Annotated in this window: 20 protein-coding genes; 9 read left to right on the forward strand and 11 right to left on the reverse strand. The window is 42.2% G+C overall.

From position 1 onward, the window contains the following. The first annotated feature begins 29 nt into the window (after nt 1–29). The 3 genes from DUL71_RS23005 to DUL71_RS23015 all read left to right on the forward strand — a co-directional run bounded on the left by DUL71_RS23005 (nt 30) and on the right by DUL71_RS23015 (nt 5,758). Nucleotides 30–3,044 (forward strand): SusC/RagA family TonB-linked outer membrane protein, encoded by a 3,015-nt coding sequence (locus DUL71_RS23005; RefSeq protein ID WP_114940257.1) that lies wholly within the window; start codon nt 30–32, stop codon nt 3,042–3,044. A 31-nt stretch (nt 3,045–3,075) separates the two neighbouring features. Beyond that, nucleotides 3,076–4,668, forward strand: coding sequence for a RagB/SusD family nutrient uptake outer membrane protein (locus DUL71_RS23010; protein WP_114940258.1), 1,593 nt, complete (start codon nt 3,076–3,078; stop codon nt 4,666–4,668). Between the two features lie 61 nt (nt 4,669–4,729). Then, on the forward strand, nt 4,730–5,758 hold the full coding sequence (locus tag DUL71_RS23015; RefSeq protein WP_114940259.1) for a SusE domain-containing protein: 1,029 nt from the start codon (nt 4,730–4,732) through the stop codon (nt 5,756–5,758). 275 nt (nt 5,759–6,033) lie between these two features. Here DUL71_RS23015 and DUL71_RS23020 read toward each other — a convergent pair whose 3' ends face one another. After that, nucleotides 6,034–7,320 carry a citrate synthase gene (locus DUL71_RS23020; RefSeq protein ID WP_112574042.1) on the reverse strand — a complete coding sequence of 429 codons (1,287 nt, stop codon included), beginning with the start codon at nt 7,318–7,320 and terminating at the stop codon, nt 6,034–6,036. A 155-nt stretch (nt 7,321–7,475) separates the two neighbouring features. On the opposite strand from DUL71_RS23020, the gene DUL71_RS23025 reads away from it, so the two are divergent. Continuing rightward, nucleotides 7,476–10,739 (forward strand): PAS domain-containing hybrid sensor histidine kinase/response regulator, encoded by a 3,264-nt coding sequence (locus tag DUL71_RS23025; RefSeq protein WP_154402462.1) that lies wholly within the window; start codon nt 7,476–7,478, stop codon nt 10,737–10,739. A gap of 248 nt (nt 10,740–10,987) precedes the next feature. On the opposite strand, the gene DUL71_RS23030 is transcribed toward DUL71_RS23025, so the two are convergent. Continuing rightward, complete coding sequence (locus DUL71_RS23030) at nt 10,988–11,527, reverse strand: DUF3347 domain-containing protein (protein WP_114940261.1); 540 nt, start codon at nt 11,525–11,527, stop codon at nt 10,988–10,990. A gap of 7 nt (nt 11,528–11,534) precedes the next feature. Then, entirely contained in the window at nt 11,535–12,782 is a 1,248-nt protein-coding gene (locus DUL71_RS23035; protein ID WP_112574045.1) for an ABC transporter permease, read from the reverse strand. Nucleotides 12,783–13,043: 261 nt separating this feature from the next. On the opposite strand from DUL71_RS23035, the gene queA reads away from it, so the two are divergent. Both queA and DUL71_RS23045 read left to right on the forward strand, forming a co-directional pair. Continuing rightward, a complete protein-coding gene (gene queA, locus DUL71_RS23040) occupies nt 13,044–14,093 on the forward strand; it encodes a tRNA preQ1(34) S-adenosylmethionine ribosyltransferase-isomerase QueA (protein ID WP_112574046.1) in 1,050 nt (349 codons plus the stop codon). A 163-nt stretch (nt 14,094–14,256) separates the two neighbouring features. Beyond that, nucleotides 14,257–14,985, forward strand: coding sequence for a 2-C-methyl-D-erythritol 4-phosphate cytidylyltransferase (locus DUL71_RS23045; protein WP_114940262.1), 729 nt, complete (start codon nt 14,257–14,259; stop codon nt 14,983–14,985). Between the two features lie 42 nt (nt 14,986–15,027). Here the strand turns inward: DUL71_RS23045 and DUL71_RS23050 are convergent, their stop codons facing one another. From DUL71_RS23050 to DUL71_RS23060, 3 genes are all read right to left on the reverse strand, one after another. Beyond that, nucleotides 15,028–15,174: a lmo0937 family membrane protein gene (locus DUL71_RS23050; RefSeq protein WP_114940263.1), complete on the reverse strand. Its 147-nt coding sequence runs from the start codon at nt 15,172–15,174 to the stop codon at nt 15,028–15,030. Nucleotides 15,175–15,281: 107 nt separating this feature from the next. Next, on the reverse strand, nt 15,282–15,503 hold the full coding sequence (locus DUL71_RS23055; RefSeq protein WP_002996718.1) for a DUF2795 domain-containing protein: 222 nt from the start codon (nt 15,501–15,503) through the stop codon (nt 15,282–15,284). Between the two features lie 94 nt (nt 15,504–15,597). Further along, on the reverse strand, nt 15,598–16,146 hold the full coding sequence (locus DUL71_RS23060) for a cob(I)yrinic acid a,c-diamide adenosyltransferase (RefSeq protein WP_114940264.1): 549 nt from the start codon (nt 16,144–16,146) through the stop codon (nt 15,598–15,600). A 239-nt stretch (nt 16,147–16,385) separates the two neighbouring features. Between DUL71_RS23060 and DUL71_RS23065 the strand changes: the two genes are divergently transcribed. Continuing rightward, nucleotides 16,386–17,411, forward strand: a complete 1,026-nt coding sequence (locus tag DUL71_RS23065; protein ID WP_114940265.1) for a chitinase — start codon at nt 16,386–16,388, stop codon at nt 17,409–17,411. A 67-nt stretch (nt 17,412–17,478) separates the two neighbouring features. Further along, nucleotides 17,479–18,090, forward strand: coding sequence for a hypothetical protein (locus DUL71_RS23070; protein ID WP_114940266.1), 612 nt, complete (start codon nt 17,479–17,481; stop codon nt 18,088–18,090). Between the two features lie 102 nt (nt 18,091–18,192). Here DUL71_RS23070 and DUL71_RS23075 read toward each other — a convergent pair whose 3' ends face one another. The 5 genes from DUL71_RS23075 to DUL71_RS23095 form a co-directional block, all read right to left on the reverse strand. Further along, nucleotides 18,193–19,842 carry a serine hydrolase domain-containing protein gene (locus tag DUL71_RS23075; RefSeq protein ID WP_114940267.1) on the reverse strand — a complete coding sequence of 550 codons (1,650 nt, stop codon included), beginning with the start codon at nt 19,840–19,842 and terminating at the stop codon, nt 18,193–18,195. A gap of 59 nt (nt 19,843–19,901) precedes the next feature. Beyond that, nucleotides 19,902–20,717 (reverse strand): helix-turn-helix domain-containing protein, encoded by an 816-nt coding sequence (locus DUL71_RS23080; protein ID WP_114940268.1) that lies wholly within the window; start codon nt 20,715–20,717, stop codon nt 19,902–19,904. Nucleotides 20,718–20,771: 54 nt separating this feature from the next. Continuing rightward, nucleotides 20,772–21,512, reverse strand: coding sequence for an ABC transporter ATP-binding protein (locus DUL71_RS23085; RefSeq protein ID WP_114940269.1), 741 nt, complete (start codon nt 21,510–21,512; stop codon nt 20,772–20,774). A gap of 128 nt (nt 21,513–21,640) precedes the next feature. After that, entirely contained in the window at nt 21,641–21,931 is a 291-nt protein-coding gene (gene gatC, locus DUL71_RS23090; protein ID WP_114940270.1) for an Asp-tRNA(Asn)/Glu-tRNA(Gln) amidotransferase subunit GatC, read from the reverse strand. A 138-nt stretch (nt 21,932–22,069) separates the two neighbouring features. Further along, the gene (locus DUL71_RS23095; protein ID WP_244228823.1) at nt 22,070–22,780 is read right to left on the reverse strand and encodes a lysophospholipid acyltransferase family protein; all 711 of its coding nucleotides are present in this window, start codon (nt 22,778–22,780) and stop codon (nt 22,070–22,072) included. Nucleotides 22,781–22,862: 82 nt separating this feature from the next. Between DUL71_RS23095 and trpS the strand changes: the two genes are divergently transcribed. Then, nucleotides 22,863–23,858, forward strand: coding sequence for a tryptophan--tRNA ligase (gene trpS / locus DUL71_RS23100; RefSeq protein ID WP_114940272.1), 996 nt, complete (start codon nt 22,863–22,865; stop codon nt 23,856–23,858). Nucleotides 23,859–23,980: the final 122 nt, after the last annotated feature.

The following is a 23,980-nucleotide window of genomic DNA, read 5'->3' on the forward strand; positions in this document are numbered from 1 at the left end:
TTTTTTTATCCATAAAAATCAATAAGTAAATGAGAAAAAATTACTCAAAAAAGTATGTTCTTCTTTGTGCTTTCCTGATGATGTCATTCATGGCGTTTTCACAAACCGGGAGTATTAAAGGAAAGGTATCTGATGAAACCAACCTGCCCCTTCCCGGAGCAACGGTTACTATCGATGGTACCACTATTGGTTCAACTACCGACCCTAATGGCAACTACGCCATTAACAATGTTAAAGCCGGCACTTATACGCTTAGCGTTAAGTTTATCGGTTATATCACCATCAAAAAATCAGTAACCGTTAGCGGCGCCACTATCGAAAACTTCAGCCTGCTGCCCGAAAGCAAAAGCCTGAGCGAAGTTGTGGTTATCGGTTACGGTACACAGCGTAAAAAAGACCTTTCGGGTGCTATTACCAACGTAACCGCCAAAGATTTTCAAAAAGGCGTTATAACAACTCCTGAGCAGTTAATTGCCGGTAAAGTTGCAGGTGTATCTGTAATATCAAACAGCGGTGCTCCTGGTGCAGGTAGCACTATCCGTATCCGTGGCGGTGCATCGTTAAGCGCCAGCAACGATCCTCTTATCGTTATCGACGGTGTACCTATCAGCAACGCCAGCATCTCGGGCGCGGCCAACCCTTTAAGCCTGATCAACCCTAACGATATCGAATCGTTTTCGGTATTAAAAGACGCTTCTGCAGCAGCCATTTATGGTAACAGGGCTTCAAACGGTGTTATTTTAATCACCACTAAAAAAGGCAAAAGCGGTAAACCGGTTATTGATTTCAGCTCACAGGTTTCGGCCAGCAAGATCCCTAAAGAAGCTTCTGTGCTAAGCGCTGATCAGATCCGCGATTATGTTAAAGCCAACGGAACAGCTGCTCAAATAGCGCAATTAGGTACTGCAAGTACCGACTGGCAAAAACAAATTTACCAAACAGGTATCACTACCGATAATAACATTAGTGTATCTGGCGCTACAAAACACCTGCCCTACCGCGTATCTGCCGGTTACCTTGACCAGGACGGTGTTTTAAAAACCAGCTCAATGCAGCGTATCACAGGTGCCATCAATTTAAGCCCAAGCTTTTTTACTGATCACCTGAAAGTTAATTTAAACGCTAAGGGCGCACAGGTAAAACAAAGGTTTGCCAATGAAGGTGCTATTGGTTCGGCAGTGAGCTTTGACCCTACCAAACCGGTTTACTCGGGCAACAGCCGCTTTGGCGGTTACTGGCAATGGTTAAACAATCCGGCCCAGCCGGGCGGTCCGCTTAAAGATCTTGCTACTTTAAACCCGCTTGGTTTATTAGAGCAGCAGGATAACCGCAGTACTGTTTACCGCAGCATAGGCAACTTGCAGTTAGATTATAAATTCCACTTTTTACCGGAGTTACATGCCAATGTTAACTTAGGCTATGACGTATCAAAAGGTACAGGCCACAATATCATTCCTGATAGCGCGGCTTCAAATTACAAAGGCTTCCTTGATACAAAAGGTGTTACTCACCGCGGTTTAAACAACCAATACAAACAAACCCAGTCAAACACCATATTTGAAGGCTATTTAAGCTACGCTAAGGATTTGAAAAGCATAGCCAGCCACGTTGACGCGGTAGCAGGTTACTCTTACCAGGATTTCTCTATCACTAATTACAACTTTGGCAACTTTGCCCATGACCGTACCCAGCAGCCTGGCACCCAACCGGTTTATCCATATGATAAACCAGAAAACAGGCTGATATCGGTTTATGGTCGTTTAAATTATGTATTCGAAGATAAATACATTTTAACTGGTACTGTACGTCGCGACGGTTCATCAAAATTTAACCCTAACCAAAGGTTTGGTACCTTCCCTTCAGTTGCGTTTGCATGGAAGTTGAAAGAAGAATCGATGTTTAAAGGCTTAACGGCTTTATCTGACCTGAAACTTCGCGCAGGTTACGGTATCACCGGTCAGCAGGATGGCATTGGTAACTATGATGTTATCTCTTTCTATAACCTGAGTACCAATACTGCACAATACCAGTTTGGCGATTCATTTTATAACTTATACCGTCCGGGAGGTTATTACGCGCTGCGTACCTGGGAGCAAACAGCTGCAACTAACGTAGCCATCGATTTTGGTTTCCTTGACAACCGCATTACCGGTACTATTGATTACTATCACCGTAAAACATCAAAACTGCTAAACAAAATCCCGCAACCAGCAGGTACCAACTTCTCTAACTACATTGTAGCAAACATTGGCGATTTAACCAGCAATGGTTTAGAGTTAAACCTGAGCGCGGATGTGATCAGGACCAGCGACATTACCTGGAATGTTAACCTGAACGCTACATACAATACCAATAAAATAACCAAACTGACACTGGCTCCAGACCCAAGCTATCCAGGTGCGCCAACCGGCGGTATCTCTGGCGGTACCGGCAATACCATTCAAATTAACTCTGTTGGTTATCCACGCAATTCATTCTACGTTTATCAACAAGTTTACGGCACCGATGGCAAACCCCTGGATGGTGTTTATGTTGACAGAAATAAAGATGGTATAGTTAACGAAAATGACTTATACCGTTACAAAAGCTCTGATCCTAAAGGCTATTTTGGTTTAAGTTCAAACCTTAACTACAAAAAATGGTCGGCTGGTTTTGTTGCAAGGGCAAGCGTTGGCAACTATGTATATAATAACGTTTTCTCAAGCTCAGGTACACAGTTAAGTGTATTTAACGGTATAGGCATCTTAAACAATGCCTCAACCAATTTACTTGAAAGCGGCATGACAGGCTCTTTTGATAAAAGCAGGTTATCTGACTATTACATCCAAAACGCTTCATTTATCCGCATGGATAACGTTAACGTAGGTTATAATTTTGGTAAAGTATTTCATAATACAGGCAATTTAAGGTTAAGTGCCAACGTGCAAAACGTATTTGTTATCACCAAATACAAAGGTCTTGATCCGGAGGTTAATACTGGTATCGATAACAACCTTTATCCACGCCCGCGTACTTACGTGTTAGGTCTTAATCTTTCACTATAACATCGTTAATCAACAATAAAGAAAAATTAACATGAAAAGACATTCATTAAAATATATAACAATTACAGCCCTGATTGCAGGAGGATTAACCTCATGCACCAAGAAGCTGGATTTACTACCAACTAACGACGTTACTGCCTCACAGGTTTACAGTACGCCCGAAGGTTACAAACAGGCTTTCGCTAAAGTATATGGCGCATTTGCTTTAACTGGTAACAAAGGCCCTGCCGGCGATGACGGTACCAAAGATATTCAGGGTATTGACGAAGGTACCTCAGACTTTTTCCGTCTTTACTGGTGCGCAGAGGAATTACCGACTGACGAAGCAGTAGTAGGCTGGGGAGACGTGGGCTTGCCCGATTTTCATAACATGTCATGGTCATCAAGCAATACCTTCTTAACCGGCTTGTACTACAGGTGTATGTACCAGATCACATTGGCTAATGATTTCATTCGCCAATCATCTGATGCTAACCTGAGCAGCAGGGGTATCAAGGGTACCGATGCCGATAAAGTACATCAATATGTTGCTGAAGCACGTTTTTTAAGGGCTTACCAGTATTCAATTTTGATGGACCTGTTTGCGGCCCCTCCTTTTGTAACCGAAAACGATCCCCTGGGTGGTCCGCTGCCAAAACAAATTAGCCGTAAAGACCTGTTTGCTTATATAGAAAGCGAACTTAAGGCAATTGATGCAGGCCTTGTTGACGCCCGCGGTAACGAATACGGCCGTGCCGACAAAGCCGCCGCATGGGCATTATTAGCCAGGATTTACCTTAATGCCGAGGTTTATACCGGTACTGCACATTATCCGGATGCTGTAACTTATTCTAAAAAAGTAATTGATGCCGGTTACTCTTTAGTTACCGACTACACCAAATTAATGCGTGCAGATAACAACCTCAATAAAAACGAGTTTATATTAACCATTAATTATGACGGTTTGCATACCCAAAGCTATGGTGGTGCTACCTTCATGACCCACGCCCCTGTTGGTGGCTCAATGCCATCTGCCGAATTTGGTATTGCCGGCGGCTGGGCTGGTTTACGTACTACCAAAGCGTTTGTAAACCTGTTTCCGGGCGGTGCTTCAAGTGCTGATAAACGTGCCCAGTTTTATACCGATGGCCAAAATATAGATATCAACACCATAAGCACTTTTACCGACGGCTATGCTATCAGTAAATTTAAAGATGTTAAGATAGACGGCGGAGCTCCACAAAGTTTGGACTATGCAGATATGGACCTCCCTATTTTCCGTTTAGCCGAGCAGTACCTTATTTACGCCGAAGCTACTACACGTGGCGGAGGTGGCGATGCCGCGCTTGCTTTAAGTTATGTTAACAAATTAAGGGCCCGTGCTTACCAAAGCGCTACAACCGGTCAGTTAACAGCCTTAACAACCGATTTATTGCTTGACGAAAGAGGTCGCGAGTTGTACTGGGAAGGTTTCCGCCGTACAGATCTGATCCGTTACAAAAAATTTGTTGAGGATACCTATCTATGGCCGTTTAAAGGCGGTTCAAAAGATGGAAAAGGTGTTGAGAGTTTCCGCACTGTTTATCCGTTACCATCTGCAGATGTTACGGCTAACCCTAATCTGAAACAAAATACAGGATATTAATACTATACCGGGAGATACCCACAAAGTATCTCCCGTAAAACCATAAAACCTAAAAAAGGATATGAAAAAAATATTTACCACGCTCCTGGCATTTGGCGGCATCGCGCTGCTGATGCTGGCGTCATGTAAAAAGGATGAAACAAAGGTTGTAGCAAACGTGGGCAAAGTGGGCGCCCTAACTTCAACAACAACTTCACCGGCATTATCAAAACCAAACGCAAATAATGATGCTGTTACCTTTAGCTGGGCGGCAACCCCGGTAACAGGTTATAAAGCTCCTATCACTTACACTTTACAGTTGGATGTAAAAGGCGACAATTTCAAAAACACCAGGGAAGTAAGCACAGATAAGCTTACGCAAACCCTTAAGGTAGGTGTGCTTAATGATATGTTAACCGCGCTGAAGTTATCTTATAACGATCCGTCGCAGGTTGAGGTACGCATTAAATCATCGGCCGCTCCAAACCTGGCAGCTACCTATTCAAATGTTATTACATTAACCGTACTGCCATACCAGGGCACAGGTTACATTTATGTACCGGGTGCTTACCAGGGATGGGATCCGGCCACTGCCGATAGTCTCATTTCGCCCAATAACGATGGTGTATATGATGGCTATATTGGTTTCCCGGCAGGCAAACTTGAGTTTAAAATCACCCCGAAAAAAACCTGGGACGTTGCATACGGCGATGCAGGCAGCGGAAAGATAAGCACTACAGGCGGAAACATTTCGGTACCGGCAGCGGGTTATTATGCCCTGCATGCAGTTATTGATCAAAGTGATAAAACCAAAGGCACATTTACTGCTACACCTGTATTCTGGAGCATTATTGGTGACGCTACTCCGGGTGGCTGGAACACTGATACCGATATGCTTTATGATGCTACTACTAAAACATGGAGCGTTACCGTTGCTTTAATTGCAGGCAAGGATATGAAATTCAGGTTTAATCACAGCTGGGATGTAAACTTAGGTGGCACTCCCGCTGCGCTTACGGCAGGCGGAGGTAATTATACAATAACAACCGGTGGTACATACAAAATAGTATTGAACACCGTAGCCAATACATTCACCATTACCAAGCTTTAAGCACAAACTTCACAGTTGATTGATTTATATATATGGCCCTGCACGGTGAAAACCTGCGGGGCTTTTTTGACCGTTGATTTTTTTGATGAATGATTACGCTGATTTCGTTGATTGAAAAGCTGCGTCAATAAAATACAACTCAACGAAATCAGCGTAATCAATTTTCAATGTGAAAAGTCAACGGTCAAAAAAAGCGATAAGGTTATCCCCCATCGCTTTTTATTTTAACAAGATATTTTCTATGAGCTATGATCCATCAACGATGAACCAAATTCCTACCGGCTTGCTATGTCAGCATATTCCCTGTCAGTAGCGCCAACATAAATCTGGCGTGGACGACCGATAGGTTCTTTGTTTTCTTTCATTTCTTTCCACTGAGCTATCCATCCCGGTAAACGACCAAGGGCAAACAGTACAGTGAACATATCAGTTGGGAAGCCTAAAGCACGGTAAATAATACCTGAATAAAAATCAACGTTAGGATAAAGCTTGCGCTCAACAAAGTATGGATCTTTCAGGGCAACTTCTTCCAGTTTCTTGGCTATCTCCAATACTTCATCATTGATACCCAACTTTTCTAAAATATCATCACATGCTTTTTTGATGATCTTAGCACGCGGATCAAAGTTTTTATAAACACGGTGACCAAAGCCCATTAAACGGAAAGGATCGTTTTTGTCTTTCGCTTTAGCAATCCATTTATCGGTATCGCCGCCGTCTTCTTTAATTTTTTCCAGCATTTCAATCACAGCCTGGTTAGCACCGCCATGCAGCGGGCCCCAAAGTGCCGAAATACCGGCAGATACAGAAGCGTAGATATTTGAATCGGATGAACCTACAATACGTACTGTAGAAGCAGAACAGTTTTGCTCATGATCGGCATGTAAGATTAACAGCTTGTTCATGGCATCAATCACAACCGGGTCGATAGTTACATCTTCGGTACGCTGACCAAAGGTCATGTACAGGAAGTTGGTAACGTAATCGTATTTATTTTGAGGATAAATAACCGGGTGTCCTAATGATTTTTTATAGATCCATGAAACCACGGTAGCCATTTTAGCAAGCATTTTAATAATGCTCTGGTTAAGCTCCTCAGTAGTTTGTGATGGTTTTAATGATTCAGGATAAAAAGCCGATAAGGCTGATACCAGCGATGATAACTGGCCCATCGGGTGCGATTTTGACGGGAACCCATCAAAAAACTTCTTCATATCCTCGTGCACCAAGGTATGGCGGCTTAACTCGTACTGGAATGCTTTCAGCTGTTCGGCAGTTGGTAATTCACCATAGATCAGCAAATAAGCAACTTCAATAAATGATGATTTTTCGGCCAGTTCTTCAATCGGGTAACCACGATATTTAAGAATTCCCTGTTCCCCGTCTAAAAAAGTAATGGCGCTTTTGGTAGCGCCTGTATTTTTGTACCCGATATCAAGTGTTACATAACCGGTTTGATCGCGAAGCTTAGAAATATCGATTGCCTTTTCACCTTCAGTGCCCTCAATTACAGGGAGCTCAAATGTTTTATCACCAATTTTTAGTTGTGCTGTTTCCGCCATAGAAATTTGTATCTGCAACAAATGTAAATAAATCTGCGTATTAATAACCGCTAATATAATTTACTGTTTGTAAAAATTTCGGGCAAATTTATTATTTTAACACCTGTATTATTGTTTATAAAGGTTAATAATTGATTAAAAAATTACTCCAAAACATGGCGTTAAAAGGTAACTCATTGGTAATGATCCAAAACGAAGCTACCGTTTACCGGCTGTTGCTGATAGGTTTATTTATTGCAAGTCCGTCTTTGCATTATCTCTGCTTCCAAAATTCTTATGATCCTTTTTGGCTTCGGGCAATAAATTGCTTTTTTTGTGCTGTAGCTTTATTTTTTTCCTTCATTAACAATGCAGCTTTTTATAAAGCAGCGATTGTAGCTACCATATCATCCTTCCTGGTAATAAACAACTGTATTTTACTCAGCAAAAATGAGTTTGCACACGTATACCTGTTTAGCGCCATAACAACTTTTATTGCCTTAACGCTTTTTTGCAGAAAGCGCAGGGAATTTATCGTTATAAGCGAGGCTAATATTGCTGCAATTGTGATTGCCTATTTCATGGCAACCAAACCCGTTATATCGCCTACGGTACTGGTAGTCCTCATTCTTGTTTTTACGCTGATAGCTTACGTATCATTCCTGGTGGTGATGGCTTACCAATACCAGCTAAAAAAAGCGGTTGATAACGTAATGGAGCTTAATAATAACCTGATGCAAAACGATGCCGAACTCCGGGAACATCGTAAACATCTGCATGCGCTTATCAATTCGCTTAATGATATCATCTTTGAGTTTGATGAAACCAAGATATGCCGTAACGTTTGGTTTAATGAACTTACCGAACGTGCGGTAGACCCAAGGGTGGCTATCGGTAAAACCCTTGACATGGTTGTAGGCCCTCAAAAAGCCCATAAGTATGATATGGCATTAAATTATGTCATGGCAAACCGTAAACCTACGTCGGTTGAGTTTCCATCAGATTATGATAGCGGCCACTGGTTTATAGCCAACTTTACCCCTGTTTTCGATAGTGACGGTACTTACACCGGCCGGATCTCGGCCTCGGTTGTTGACATTACCGAGCAAAAAAAATATGAACTGGCTTTAAAAGAAAATGAAAGTTTGCTACTGGAAGCTCAGGACATTGCCAAAATAGGTAACTGGTGGTATGATCATGAAAGCAAAGAAACCCATTGGTCGGCCAATTTGAACGATTTGCTTGAAATTGAGGAGATCCCGGCAGGGATGAACCGCTTCCACTACTACATATCCCTTGTTCACCCCGACGACAGGGAGAATACCTTTCAATATCTTAATGCTATCCGCAGCACCAGTCAGAATAAATTTGAGCATAAATTCATTACCCCCGCAGGCAACTTAAAATACATTAGGATACAAAGAGGCGAAAAGGAGTTAAGATCGGGCACCGGCTCGGGTACCCGTACCTTTGGCATTATCCAGGACATAACTGAAGCCCGCCTGGCCGATAAGGCCGTAAAACTAAGTCAGCTTGAACTTATGGAAGCCCAGGCCATAGCGAAGATTGGCAACTGGAAATATGATGTAGCCACCGGCAACTTGAGTTGGTCGGACGAGTTGAATAATATTTATGAGCTTGGGCAGGATACCTCATTGTATCGCAAAACATTTGTAAACCTGCTGCTTAAATACGTACATCCCAATGATAAAAACATCATCAGGAAACTATTGCAGAGCGATGCCAACACCATGGATTCATCGCACGAATACCGAATTATAACCCCTCGCGGCAATTTAAAATACCTGAGCATTATTGCGGGCAAGCGCCTTTATAATGAGGACGGCAGCGTTCGTAAAATCATTGGCACACTTCAGGATATAACCGAACGCAAACAGGCCGAGCTTGATTTCAGAAGCGCCGAGAACAAATACAAATCCGTACTGGAAAAAATAAACATGATTGCTATTACCGTTGACGGCGACGGGACCATAACTTTCTGTAATAAGTATTTGGCTAAACTTGTTGGCTACAAACAACAGGATCTGATTGGTATGAATTGGATGGATAACTTCATACCCGACGATTTAAAAGACTTTTTGAAGAATTGGTTTGCCACCAACGCCATTTTGCCTCATTTTGTAAATCCTATTATTTGCCGAAATGGCGAGCAACGGATCATCAGCTGGCAAAACACTGTTTTTTATGACGAGAATGGCGATATTAAAGAAACTACCAGTATTGGCGAGGATATCACCGATCAGCAAAAGGCACAGCAGGAGCTGATCTGGGCTAAAGAAATGGCCGAAAAATCATCCAAGTTTAAGTCGGAGTTTCTATCTATCATGAGCCACGAGATCCGCACACCAATGAATGCGGTTATTGGATCAACCAACCTGCTGCTTGATCAGGATCCGCGGCCCGAACAGATGGAATACCTGAACACACTTAAATTTTCTGGCGAGAACCTGCTGGCCATTATTAATGACATTTTAGATTACAATAAGATAGAAGCCGGTAAGCTTGAACTGAATAATTCAAGGTTCAACATCCACCAGTTAATCCGCAAGATCAAGCAATCATTTGAATCAAGAGCTGCGGAGAAAGCTTTAACGCTTGAGCTGATAGTAGATGATACTATTTCAGGAGATTTAATGGGCGATGCCATGCGCCTAAGCCAGGTGCTCAACAATCTCATTAGTAATGCCATTAAGTTTACACATAACGGTAAAGTTACTATCCGGCTGGATAAAGATGTAACAACCGAAAACACCGTTACGATCAAATTTGCAGTTACAGATACCGGTATCGGCATTTCGCCCGAAAGTTTTAACATTGTTTTTGATCCCTTTATGCAGGATCAACAGGTAATCAATAACGACTATGGAGGCACCGGTTTAGGTTTAGCTATCACTAAGCGACTGATAGAACTGCACAACAGCACCATTGCTGTTTCCAGCGAATTGGGCAAAGGCACCACGTTTTGTTTTGCAATAAACTTTACCATCGCGCCAGCAGTTGCGGCTCCGAAACCTGAAGTTGCACCAGCGCCTGTTACAGATAATAACCTGCAGGGTATGAACATTTTAGTTGTAGACGACAATAAAATGAACCTGATGATAGCCGGTAGGTTCTTAAAACGCTGGAACGCGCAGGTGCAGGAAGCTTTAAACGGACAGATAGCTGTTGATATGGTTAACCACAACTCTTACGATCTGATCATTATGGATTTACAAATGCCGGTAATGAACGGATTTGAAGCCACGGCGATCATCAGGCAATCGCACCCGGATATACCAGTTATAGCGCTCACCGCCGATGCCATGCCTGAAACCTATCAGCAAGCACTTGAAGCAGGCATGTGCGATTATCTTACCAAACCTTTTGTTCCCGAAATATTGTACAGCAAGCTGGCAAAGCATATCAGACAATCGGCTTAATTTCGGATTTGGGATGTTCGATTTCGGATTTATTCCCTGTCGAAATCTCTGTACTACAGGTTTATGAATGTAGTTACAAACTACATACATAGTCGTCCGAAGTCAGAGGCTTCGGACAGCGGACAGCTGATTTAAAATATCATGAAATCCTTCAATCATGAAAATCAAGGTTCAAAAAAAAGCGACTGGTAACCCAATCGCTTCAAAATATCATGAAATCCTTCGATCATGAAAATCAGGGTTCAGCCTTAATTAATCTGCTCCTTTACTGATCCGCACTCTTTCATATGCTCCGGGAAATATGGATTTACAATAGGCTTTGTTGATGAAAGCCAGTAACCACCTTTACCGCCATCGGCCATAGGGCAAAAATCAACATAAATTGGGGCTGACTTTAGTTTGGCGCCTTTTACTAAGGCAATCACATCTTTGCTTAATACCAAAAACGCGTCGCGCTGTGCTTTAATATCGGCAGCTGTTGTTATCTGATGGGCTACGGTAGCTGTTTCGGTGCAACCTTTAATGCCTGAAAGTTTACCTTCCAGATCGGTAGCAGCAGTTTTAATTCCGACTACGTCTGATTTAATAAACTCATCTTTTAAAGCGATATAGGCTTTTAAAACATCACTTGTGTTAGCGGTATCAGCGGCAACCTGTGTTTCAGCGGGTTTAGCAGCGTTGGTTGCGGTTGAATCGGCTTTAGTTGAGTCCTGTTGTTTGGCTGGCTGGTTACAAGCGGTTGCGGCAGCCAAAGCCGCTAAAAAGCAAAATCCTTTAATTGTTTTCATATCAATGTTAGTTTGTACGGATGGCTTCAACCGGATCAAGCCTTGATGCTGAATAGGCAGGAATGATACCGGCTATTACACCTATAATAATTGAATAGCTTAAACCTCTTGAAATGTTAGCGGCATCAAGTATTACCTGTACATCTAACGCGGCCTTGACGGCAAACGTACCGAGATACACGAAAAGCAACCCGATGATCCCCCCTACAAAACAAAGCAGTACCGACTCAATTAAAAACTGCAATAATATGAAATAGTTTTTAGCGCCTAATGATTTTTGTATGCCGATGATATTGGTACGTTCCTTTACCGATACGAACATGATATTAGCTATCCCGAAGCCTCCTACCAGGATAGAAAAACCGCCGATAATAGCCCCCGCTATATTAACAACCTTAAACAAGTCATCAAGTTGCTGGGTGATCATGGTGGTACGGTTCAATGAAAAATTATCGTCAGCACCGGGCCTTAACCTCCTGATAGAACGCATCAGGCCTTTAATCTCGCTTTCAACATCATCGGTAGGGATACCTTTTTTGCCGCGCACGATGATGGACGGCCCATATTTAGAGCTTTGAATATCAATTAAATTGCGGGCAAAGTTAAGAGGCAGTAATACCTCTTTATCTGTCGAGATACCCAGCATATCCTTACCCTGCTTTGAAAACACGCCTACAACGGTAACATAACGTCCCATTACTTTAATCTGCTTACCAACGGCGTCACCATCAGGGAAAAGGTTTTGTGCTATATCATACCCGATGTTGGTTATAGGCGCGCCGGTTTTTGATTCCATATCGGTAAAGTACCTGCCGCTTTCAAAATCAAAATTCCAGGTTTTGTCGTGATCTGCCGACGCGGCATCAACCTGAGCGCCTTCAACTGTGTTACTTTTATATTTGATGGTACGGTTATCGATGTTTATTTCATAAGATAAAGCTTCGGCAGTGGTGATACGGCGCGAGAGTTCGTTAAAGTCACGCAGATCAGACTCCGGCCTTTGCAGGTATTTCCACCAGGGGAAATCACTACCGCCTACCCAGGGCCATTTTTGTACGTATATACTATTGTTACCAAGTTTGTTAACACTGGTTTGCAGATTATTGCGCAGCGTATCAACTGCCGACTGAACAGCAATAATGGTAAATATACCAATGGTTACCCCCAGCAACGATAACAACGTACGTGTTTTGTTCTGCCGCAGGGCGTCGCCCGCAAACAAAAAACTTTCCCTTAAAAGTTTTAAAAAAAGCATATAACTTATTTTGATCTTACTTGTTAATCAACCTTTATTGCACGGTAAAAAAGCGCCTGGAGGTAATAAAACAGCCGGTGTTATTATTCCTAAAATGTTTAACAACCTGCTGATGTTTTTTAGACAACAGCGGGTGATTTAAGTTACAGTATTTTTTAATTAATATAACAGTAGTGTAATTAAAACCCTTCTTAAAAAAATCTGTTAAATTAACAAAAAAAATTCGTACATTTGCGCCCTTGAAAATTCATAAAAACAAGCATGAAATTATCTCAATTTAAATTTAACTTACCTGAATCCCTTATCGCCCATACACCCTCTGCCACTCGCGATGAATCACGTTTAATGGTTTTACACAAAGATTCAGGCAAAATTGAGCATAAAATATTTAAAGACGTGCTGGATTACTTTCATGATAAGGATGTAATGATCCTTAATAACACCAAAGTTTTCCCTGCCCGTTTATATGGCAACAAAGAAAAAACTGGTGCCACTATCGAAGTATTTTTGCTTCGCGAACTGAACAAAGAATTGCGCTTATGGGATGTACTGGTTGATCCGGCCCGTAAAATACGCGTAGGTAATAAATTATATTTCGGCGACGACGATTTGCTGATTGCCGAGGTTGTGGATAACACTACTTCACGTGGCCGTACCATCCGTTTCCTGTTTGACGGTACCGACGAAGAATTCCGTCGTAACGTTGAAATTTTAGGCGAAACACCGCTTCCAAAATACATTAAACGTAAAGCTACTGCCGAAGATAAGGAGCGTTACCAAACCATTTTCGCTAAACACGAAGGTGCCGTTGCTGCCCCTACTGCAGGCTTACACTTCAGCCGTGAGCTAATGAAACGCCTTGAACTAAAAGGTGTTGATTTTGCCGAGGTTACATTACACGTTGGTTTAGGCACCTTCCGCCCGGTTGAAGTTGAAGATTTAACCAAACACAAAATGGATTCGGAGCAATTCATTATCGAGCAAAGACAAGCTGATATCGTAAACCGTGGTATTGAGCGTAAAGCACGTATCTGTGCCGTTGGTACTACTTCAATGCGTACTATCGAATCGGCTGTATCTGCAAACAAAACATTGAAAGCAGCTAACGACTGGACCAGCAAGTTTATATTCCCGCCATACGACTTTAGTATTGCAAACTCAATGATCACCAACTTCCACACGCCAGAGTCAACCTTGTTGATGATGATTGCGGCATTTGGTGGCTACGAAAACGTAATGAACGCTTACGAAATAGCAGTAAAAGAAAAATACCGCTTCTACAGCTACGGCGATGCGATGCTGATCATCTAATATTATTAGATGTGAGATATAAGATTTGAGATATGAGACTACGGTTTCATATCTCATTTTTTTTGTGGTAGTTTTATTAGATTTGAGATGAGAGACACATTATATGCTATTAGATCTTATTTCTTTTACAGCCAATTTTGTTAGATATTAGTCAACTCAAATCATGGCAGCTTCCAATCTCAAATCTCATATCTCAAATCTCATATCTAATCTCCCCAACTACGTCATTATAGTAGCCGGCGGTTCGGGCAGCCGGATGCAATCGAACCTGCCTAAACAGTTTTTATTACTTAACGGCAAGCCGGTACTGATGCACACAATTGAGGCCTTTGAGCAGTCAGCATTTAAGCCGGGCATTATATTGGTTTTACCCGAAGCCTATCATACTTATTGGCAGCAGCTGATTGAGGAATACTCTTTCACCATCCCCCACCGGTTGGTTACAGGCGGCGAAACCCGCTTTCACTCCGTTAAGAACGGGCTTAGCATCATTACAGACACAGAAGCTCTGGTAGCAATTCAGGATGCAGTACGCCCGCTTGTATCGCCTTTAATCATTGACAATGCCTATCGGTGCGCTGCTGAACACGGAACAGCCGTAGTAGCCGTTAAAAGCCGCGATTCGATACGGCAAGTAAGAGATGACAAATCGGTCAGTTTAATCAGGGACGAGATTTACCTGGTGCAAACCCCACAAACCTTTAAAGCATCGTTGTTGAGAAAAGCGTACGAGCAGCCTTTCAATAGTACATTCACGGATGATGCCAGTGTTGTTGAGCAATACGGTGCCGAGATAAAACTTACCGAGGGCGATCACAGCAATATCAAGATCACCTTCCCCGAAGATATCGCTATTGCCGAACTGTTATTAAACAAAAAGCCACAGCTATAACAGCCATGGCTTTTTCTATTTGCAATACAAGGTTAAAATTGTTTATGCACGCCTGATTACGCCTAAAAGCAGGGCTATTATAGCTATTACCAATAAAACGTGAATTAAACCAGGTGCAGAGTATGCAAAAAAGCCAATTGCCCATCCTATTACAAGGATAACAGCGATAATGTACAGTAAACCTCTCATTTTGTATGTTTTTAATTAAGTAAATGTGAATTCACCTATACTAAAATCATTCCAAAAAGTAGTGGCTAACAAAAAAACCCTTATTGCTAAGGGTTTTATTATCGTGATTAATACTCGTCTTCGTTAAAGAAGAAGTCATCTTTAGTCGGATAATCCGGCCAAATCTCTTCTATGTTTTCGTACGGTTCGCCATCATCTTCAAGTGCCTGAAGGTTTTCGATAACCTCAACAGGAGCGCCTGAACGGATAGCATAATCAATTAATTCGTCTTTTGTTGCGGGCCATGGTGCATCTTCCAGGTGCGATGCCAGTTCAAGTGTCCAATACATCGTTTTTATTTATATTTATAATTATCAGTAAAATTTGCTTTTTCGCAAAAGTATAACATTTTCAAATTGAATATCAATATTTTTTTTCAATTTTTTAAACCCGTGGTATCCACTGATTTTCAGCTATTTCATTAACATTTGCAATTTTGCGGGCCAAAATGAACAGGTAATCACTCAACCTGTTCAGATAAATATTCACTTTTTCATCAACTGTACTCTCTTCGGCAAGCTGAACGGTGATCCTTTCGGCACGGCGACAAACGCATCTTGCAATATGGCAAAATGAAATAACATTACTACCACCGGGCAAAATAAAATGTTTTAGCGGCGGCAGTTTTTCGTTCATGTTGTCTATCTCCGTTTCCAATGCTTCCACATCGCTCAGGTACAAGTCGGGGATGATCATTTTTGAGCGCTCCGGATCTGCCGCCAGTGATGATCCAATAGTAAACAATCTGTCCTGTATCTGCTTCAATACCTCCTTATCATGCGCATCAATATCCTGATCGCGAATTAACCCTATGTACGAGTTTAGTTCGTCAACAGTTCCATAACTTTCAATCCGGATATGATGCTTGGGCACACGGGTACCACCAATTAATGAGGTAAACCCCTTATCGCCCGTTTTAGTATATATCTTCATGCTTAATTTAACAATTAAACCACAACAATCTGGTTACAAAAAATAGCTATGCTGGCTATCAGCAAATTAAATAACGCCTGCAAAATCTTTTTTTCATGATTACTGTTATTCCAAAGCTATCATCTTAAAATTTGTATTTCATAGCAATTAGTATATTTTTTGCTAATGAAGTGTAATTTTTAAAATGTTAGCTTAAACTTGCATTAGTAACATCATCTAACATACTTAGTGTTAAACCCATGAAATCAATCATATTATCATCTAAGCTTCTTTGTCTTTCCCTTGTAATACTGCTTTCAACCGGTTTTAGCTGCGGCGGAAACAGTAAAAGTAGCAGTGGCAGCGACAGTAATAAGGCGGTGTCAAATAAACCAGCTCCTCCTAAAGTAACCATGGCCAGTTTGCTGAGCGAGAAACAATTCAATGATCTTTTTCCGCAGCGCGATAAATTTTACACCTACGCTTCCTTTATTAAAGCCGCCGATGAGTTGGGCATAATCAAAGTAAAAGTAACCCGGCGGGCAACATCTGTTTACCAGTTGGTACGTACCGATAAAAAAACAAATAAAAGCACTGTTGTGCGCCAGGATGTTGACTGGAATGAAGAATGGGCCAAAGCCAAACCAGATAGTACTTACACCATTGATTACAGTAATTTTTGTACCGAATACAGCGCTGATGTAAATAAAAAGGAGCTCGCGGCCTTCTTCGCGCATATTGCCCATGAAACACGTCACGGCATGAATGCCTCTTATACCGACGGCTTGATGCTGATCCACGAAAGTAATACCAGCCTACCCTACGTTGCCGAAAATGATGAATACCCACCTGTAGCCGGTAAAAAATACTATGGCCGCGGACCAATGCAGCTAAGCTACAATGGCAACTATGGCTATGCATCCGATTGTATTTTAGGCGATGATAAAATACTGCTGCAAAACCCTGAGTTAGTGGAAACCGATCCTGTAATGGCGTTTAAAACAGCTATTTATTTTTGGATGACCCCTCAAACGCACAAACCTTCGGCACATGATGTTATGACCGGCAAATGGCAGCCTAATGCCGAAGATAAGGCCGCTGGCCGTACACCAGGCTTTGGCATGACCATCAATATCGTAAACGGCGACGTTGAATGTAATAAAGGCGAAAATATGTACAACATGAACGACAGGATTGGCTTTTACCAGTTTTTCCTGAAAAAGATGGGCGTGAACGATCCAAATTGTGTTTGTTCATGTGGAAAAATGAAACCATATCCTAACTAATCACTTTTTGAATTTTGTTGCGAAAAAGTTATTATTGTGTTAATCATTAACACTAAACTTTATAAAAGTGTCAGCTTCCCTTGATACAACACAAATTGCAACACCGGTAACGGATATAAATGCTATACTTGAAACGCTTCAGCAAAGATTCAGGATTGAGCAAACCGGACATATTGATTTTCATTTAGAACAGTTCAGCGTATTTAAAAATTACAGCGATGTAAGCCTGAGCGGCTCCTATGCTGTAAAAAATAAAAACAACGATAGTTACATACTTTTTACTGAGGCCACACCTAAACATGCCGACCACGGTAAAATTATAACTACCGAACATCACGTTTGGGCGCTGGCCTACTTAAAACACGATTTTGGAAAGGTACTCATCAGGCGCGAAACGCTTGTTGATAAAATCAAGGAACTCATCCACCCCGTTGAGCTTGATTTTGCCGAGGATAAAGCATTCAGCGATACGTTTTACATGCTGGTAAGTGACCGCCAAAAAGCGACAACCGGTGCCGATCGTAATTTTCGGAATGTGGTAATGGATATCCGTTTGGATGATTTTGTGATTGAGATAGTTGAACATACCCTGATCATAGGCAACACCCAAGCCAGAAACGCCGAAAAAGCTATGCACCTGGCGGAGTTTGTTTCGAGGTTATGTACTACCTGCGATTAAAAAACGCCCCCTTTTCAATGTAGAGACGCATCACATGCGTCTCTCTGCAATAACATATCGACCGGCATATTCATAGACGCATGAGATGCGTCTCTACATCAATTATTTCAATACTGCCGGTAAAATATAATCACGCATCATTTTATCAACCTGCGGATGCGCGTAAGGCGTATTGTAGGCCTCGGCAGTTATGATTACTACCAATGGCTGATCGGTAAAAACAAAGATTTTGTTGCCACCATTGCCCGAGCAATAATAAGTTTCGTATGCCTTGCCATTTACCGTATACGTTTTATTCCAGAAGAGATAGCCGTAAAAGCCCTCGCCTACCACATCTTTAGGCAAAGTGAGGTGTTTGGTAAATGAGTCCTTCACCCAGCTTGGGGGTAACACCTGTTTACTATTCCACAAGCCTACGTTTTTATACAGCTGCCCGAATTTGGCGTAATCCAACGAACGCATTTGTAGACCGCCTGCTGTATTGGGGACATTTTTCGGCGTGTATTGCCAACGATAATTTGTTATGCCCAGAGGCTTAAAAAGCTTGTCGGCCGAATATTTATCCAATCCCCCAGGTACCGATTCATTGAGGATATCGCCTAATACCACTACGCCTGCTGTAAAATAATTCCATTGTTTGCCCGCGGCTTTGCTGCTGTCGGTTTTAAGGTCGAGGGCAAATTTCACCCAATCGTCTGTAGGATACATATTGTCTTCGTTTCCCGGCGAATCGCTCTTATCATCATCGGCATCAAAAACCGAACTCATGGTAAGCAGGCTCTTGAGCGTTACGTTATCTTTTTGAGCCGAATAATTGTTGAATTTCTTCAAATTATAAAACTCTTTTAGAGTTTGATCAACGCTTTTAATATAGCCATCATGAATAGCTATGCCCATTACAGCCGATGCAAAAGTTTTACCTACCGAACGGGGATTGTGTAATGAATCGCGCGCGCTGCCGTTAAAATATTCCTCTATAAGCAACTTACCGTTTTTGATCACAACCACACTGGTGATCTGTTTAAACCTGTTGCCCGCAATCATGGCGTTCATCTCCATGATCTTCTTTTTATCAAAAGCCTCATTTGATACCGGCCAGTCACTGCCTGGCTTTATAGACTGTAGTTGGGCATCCTTCGGATCAATTGCCGGAACAGTAAAGCTTATCCCGCCCTGTGCTATCAGTTCGCCAACTTTTAAATCGGGCACCGCAACATAAGGCCGCACCTCTATTTTAAGCTGATGTGAGCCCGTTGTAAACGCGTCATCTCCGCCATGGTTCATGAACCGCCCCCATAAAGAACGTCCCCATGAATCCTCGCCACGGTTGCTGATGAGCGGAACAAAAATCGTGGTCTTCGTATTTTTCACAATGGGCAGGTTGGCTCCCTTATGCAGGTTTTCCTGATAAACCTGCCTGCCATCTACATAAAAAGTAAACTGAAAATTGCCCTGGTTCAGTTGCTCAATACTTGTCGATGGTTGTAAGGCATGCTGATAATTGGTTAGCGAATTGGCCAGCAAAAGCCGCATATATAAATTATTGGCAGGCCTGGCCTGATAGTTTGTTAACAGATCGGTTGCTTTCAACCCTTCAAGCGGAATAGTATCTGCCTCAAAAACCACTTTACCTATATTGGCTTTTTGTAGGGCCGATGTAATTAGCTCCGGTTGGGTGATATTGCCGGCTTGCGCAAATATTTTGCAGGTTGTATAAATTATGATAAAGAGTGAGAGTAGATAACGTTTCATTTTTATTTGTTTAGATTTTACAAATCTGCCACAATCAACACATTAAAAATAGAACAGGATTAACATACCCTCAATAAAAGCTTGCGATATGCTGATGGATTGCTCCTGCCAAACTCCTTGAAACAACGTAAAAAGTGGCTTTGATCGGCAAATCCACAGGTAAATGCTATGTCTGTTAAAGACAATTCCTCATCGGCCAGTAAGGCGAACGATTTTTCAACCCGGAGCTTGCGAACATATTCGCCCATTGTACAGTTGAAATACTTTGAAAAATCGCGCGATAAATGAACCGGATGTAAGTTTAACAAATCCGAAAGTTCGGTAAGCGTATGCTTTCGGATAGGATCATCGGCAAGGATCTCTTTCAACTTGCCAACCCATGCAGGAACAAGGCTTGATGCGGCAATGTTGCTCAGCTGCATTTTACTAAGCGTTTGCAGCAATAACGACTCTACCGCTATAGCGGTTAGCTCATCGCCAATCTTTGATTCTTTGAAGATACGGTATAAAAGAAATTTAGCATCCGGATCATGAACGGCAAAGCTGCCCTCCAGTTTATCCTGCTTGAGCTCCAAACCATCAAACCAGTGTTTTTGCAATTCGATATGAAAGCCGCGGGTAAAGCCTTTAGGTTTAATATTATAATGAGGGTCATGCCAGTTGTGAAACAACAGACTGCCTGCAGGGCAATGATAAACTTCTTTCTTATTGCCTTCAATTACATTACCGGCCAATATAAAGGTGAAGTAGGCATTTTCATGGTAGTGCCAGTCTACCTTATCAAGGGTATATTCGGTATCAGTTATGGTGATGCCCTGTAAATGAGTTGTCTGATTAGTTTGTCCGTAAAAGCTGCCTGTTTGTAATTGTTTCACGGTTCAACAGGTTAAATTCACACGTATAAAACTCCCCCTTTAGGTGGCTGGGGCCTACACCTCCTCTACCCTGCGGTCAACAGTCTGAACGTTTGTATTAACGTAGTCGTTCTCAATCAATCCGTCGCGCATACGTACTATGCGGTGGGCATGCAGGGCAATATCTTCTTCGTGCGTTACCAGGATAATGGTGTTGCCTTTTGCGTGGATATCTTCAATAAGGCCCATGATCTCGATAGAAGTTTTGGTATCAAGGTTACCTGTCGGCTCATCGGCCAGGATAATGGAAGGATCATTAATAAGCGCCCTTGCCACGGCAACACGCTGCCTTTGCCCACCCGAAAGCTCGTTTGGTTTGTGATCCATACGGTGGCCGAGCCCTACGTTTTTCAAAGCGTTACCGGCACGTTCCATACGTTTCTCTTTACTAATACCGGCGTAGATTAGCGGCAAGGCCACATTATCCAATGCTGTATTACGCGGTAAAAGGTTAAATGTCTGAAATACGAATCCAATCTCCGAGTTACGAACCTCGGCAAGCTGACTATCGGTCATGTGGCTTACATCTATCCCGTTAAGAATATACTGCCCTTTGGTTGGTGTATCCAGGCAACCTAAAATATTCATGAGGGTTGATTTACCCGAACCGGATGGACCCATCAAAGCAACAAATTCGCCTTTGTTAATAGAAAGCGAAACAGATTTCAGCGCGTGGATCACCTCGGCACCTATTACGTATTTACGCCCGATATCATTTATTGTTATTAACGGTTTGGCAGTATTTGTTGGCTCCATGAATTATTTTTTGTTTGGACTGCACATGGGTACCTAATGTTACAGCTTTAAAGTCGAAAGTCTTAAGTTTTTAGTCAAAAGTTATTTTTTATTACCAGACTTAAGACTCCCGGCTTAAAACTTCGAACTTACTTCTCAATCACCTTGGCTACTAAAAAGTAGTCCTCATCATGTTTAGGGGCATTTTCCAGGGCTTCTTCGTGTGTAATTCGTTGCTTCACCACGTCCTCACGCAGTACGTTAGCACCGGTAGTCATGTAAACCAGCGGCTCAACACCTGTTGTATCTACCTCGTTTAGTTTAGCCATAAAATCAAGGATTTTGCTCATATCCTGCATGGTATCCTGTACTTCGGCTTCGGTAAGTTCAAGGCGGGCCAGGTGGGCTACTTTTTCAACGGTTTCTTTATCAATGGTCATGCCTGTTGTAATTTTTATTTTATATATAACGTAAACCTCATGGCGCAAAGCATCGATTCATTTAATGTTGAACGAACCGTTTCAATCGGTTTATCCACAAATATATTACAAATTCCCGGTCTGCTGCCATATAATTGATTAAGCAAAAGTAGAAACCGGATCTCCAAATTTTAAATCCCGATTCATAACCTCAAATACTTTATCGCGTAAAGCATCTGCATCATCAATATTCATGTGCGCGGTTTCGATAGGTTTATGGATTTTAAATTTACACAACCCTGGCCTGCTACCGTGTTTGGTGCCTGTATCCCAAAGTATTTGCCATGTATTTGCGGATGCTACCGGGATGATGGGTATTTTTAATTCAATAGCCAACCTGAAAGGCCCATTTTTAAACGATCCAAGTTGCGGCGGATAATGGTCAGAGATACCTCCTTCAGGAAAAATAATAAGCGATATACCTTCCTGCAATTTCTCGGATGCCTTTTTAAATGCACGGAACGACGACATTTTGCTGTCGCGGTTAACAGGAATATCTACCGTGCGAAAAAAAAGACCGGTAACAAGCCCTTCCTCAAGCTCCTGTTTCCCCATGAAACAACAATTGCTTTTAACCAGTATACACATTGCCGAAATATCAAGGTTTGAGGTATGGTTGGGGCAAATGATATACGGCTTGCCCCAGTCTATCGGCTGCTCATACTCAAAGCGATAAAAAATGCCCACAAAAGCCGAACTAACTAATCCCCAGATTCTTCTAAATGAATTAAGTGTACTGTAGCGTTCGGGTTTACGCGAAAAATAATAGAAAAAAGGCCACAATATAAGGTAGCCAAGGGCTACGCTCACAATGTAAAGGTATACGTGCACTTTTCTCAATATCATTTTCATCATCACCAAAAATAGAAAAATTCCTTACTTTCGCCACACTATGGAGACTGTTGTTAGTGGTATCCGATCGACCGGAAACTTACACTTAGGAAATTATTACGGAGCGTTGCAAAACTTTATAAAAATGCAGCATGAATACAACTGCTTTTTCTTTATTGCCGACCTCCACTCGTTAACTACACACCCAACACCCGCCGATTTACACGGTAACGTGAAACAGGTGCTGATAGAATATTTAGCCGCCGGTATCGATCCGGAGAAGGCTACGATATATGTACAGTCGGATGTTCCGGAAGTTACAGAATTATACCTGTACCTGAACATGAACGCCTATATGGGCGAGTTGGAACGTGCTACGTCTTTTAAGGATAAAGTACGCGCCAATCCCGAAAACGTAAATGCCGGCCTGCTCACTTACCCGGTATTAATGGCTGCCGACATCATTATCCATAAAGCAACCAAAGTACCTGTTGGTAAAGACCAGGAACAGCACCTTGAAATGGCCCGCACCTTTGGTAACCGTTTCAACAGGCTGTATAACAATGATTACTTCCCCGAACCTTATGCCTTTAGTTTTGGCGAGAGTTTGGTAAAAATTCCAGGTCTGGATGGTAAGGGAAAAATGGGCAAATCGGAAGGCGAAGGCAACGCTATATTTTTAGGCGATACGCCTGAGGCTATCCGTAAAAAGGTAATGCGCGCAGTAACCGACGGCGGCCCAACCGTTGAAAACCAACAAAAACCACAGGAGATCCAAAACCTGTTTGATTTGATGAAAGTGGTATCAACGCCAGATACACTTGCTCATTTTGACGAGCTATATAACAAAATGGCCATCCGCTACGGCGATCTGAAAAAACAGCTTGCCGAAGATATGGTGCTGGCTACCGCCCCTATCCGCGACAGGATCAATGCTATAGCCGCTGATACCGATTACCTGCGCAAAGTAGCAGAAATGGGTGCAGATAAAGCCCGCGAGAGCGCTTCAAAAACGATAAGAGAAGTTAGAGAGATCATAGGCTTCAGGAAATTTTAAATAGCAGGTTTTGATAGTTCATAGTTCATGGTGTATATTAGTCGGAGTTCATTTCAAAATAACGGGTGCTCTTCGACAAAAACATCAGCTATGAACCATGAACTATAACCCATGAACTAAAG

Source organism: Mucilaginibacter endophyticus (assembly GCF_003351025.1).
In the GTDB taxonomy this organism is placed as follows: domain Bacteria; phylum Bacteroidota; class Bacteroidia; order Sphingobacteriales; family Sphingobacteriaceae; genus Mucilaginibacter; species Mucilaginibacter endophyticus.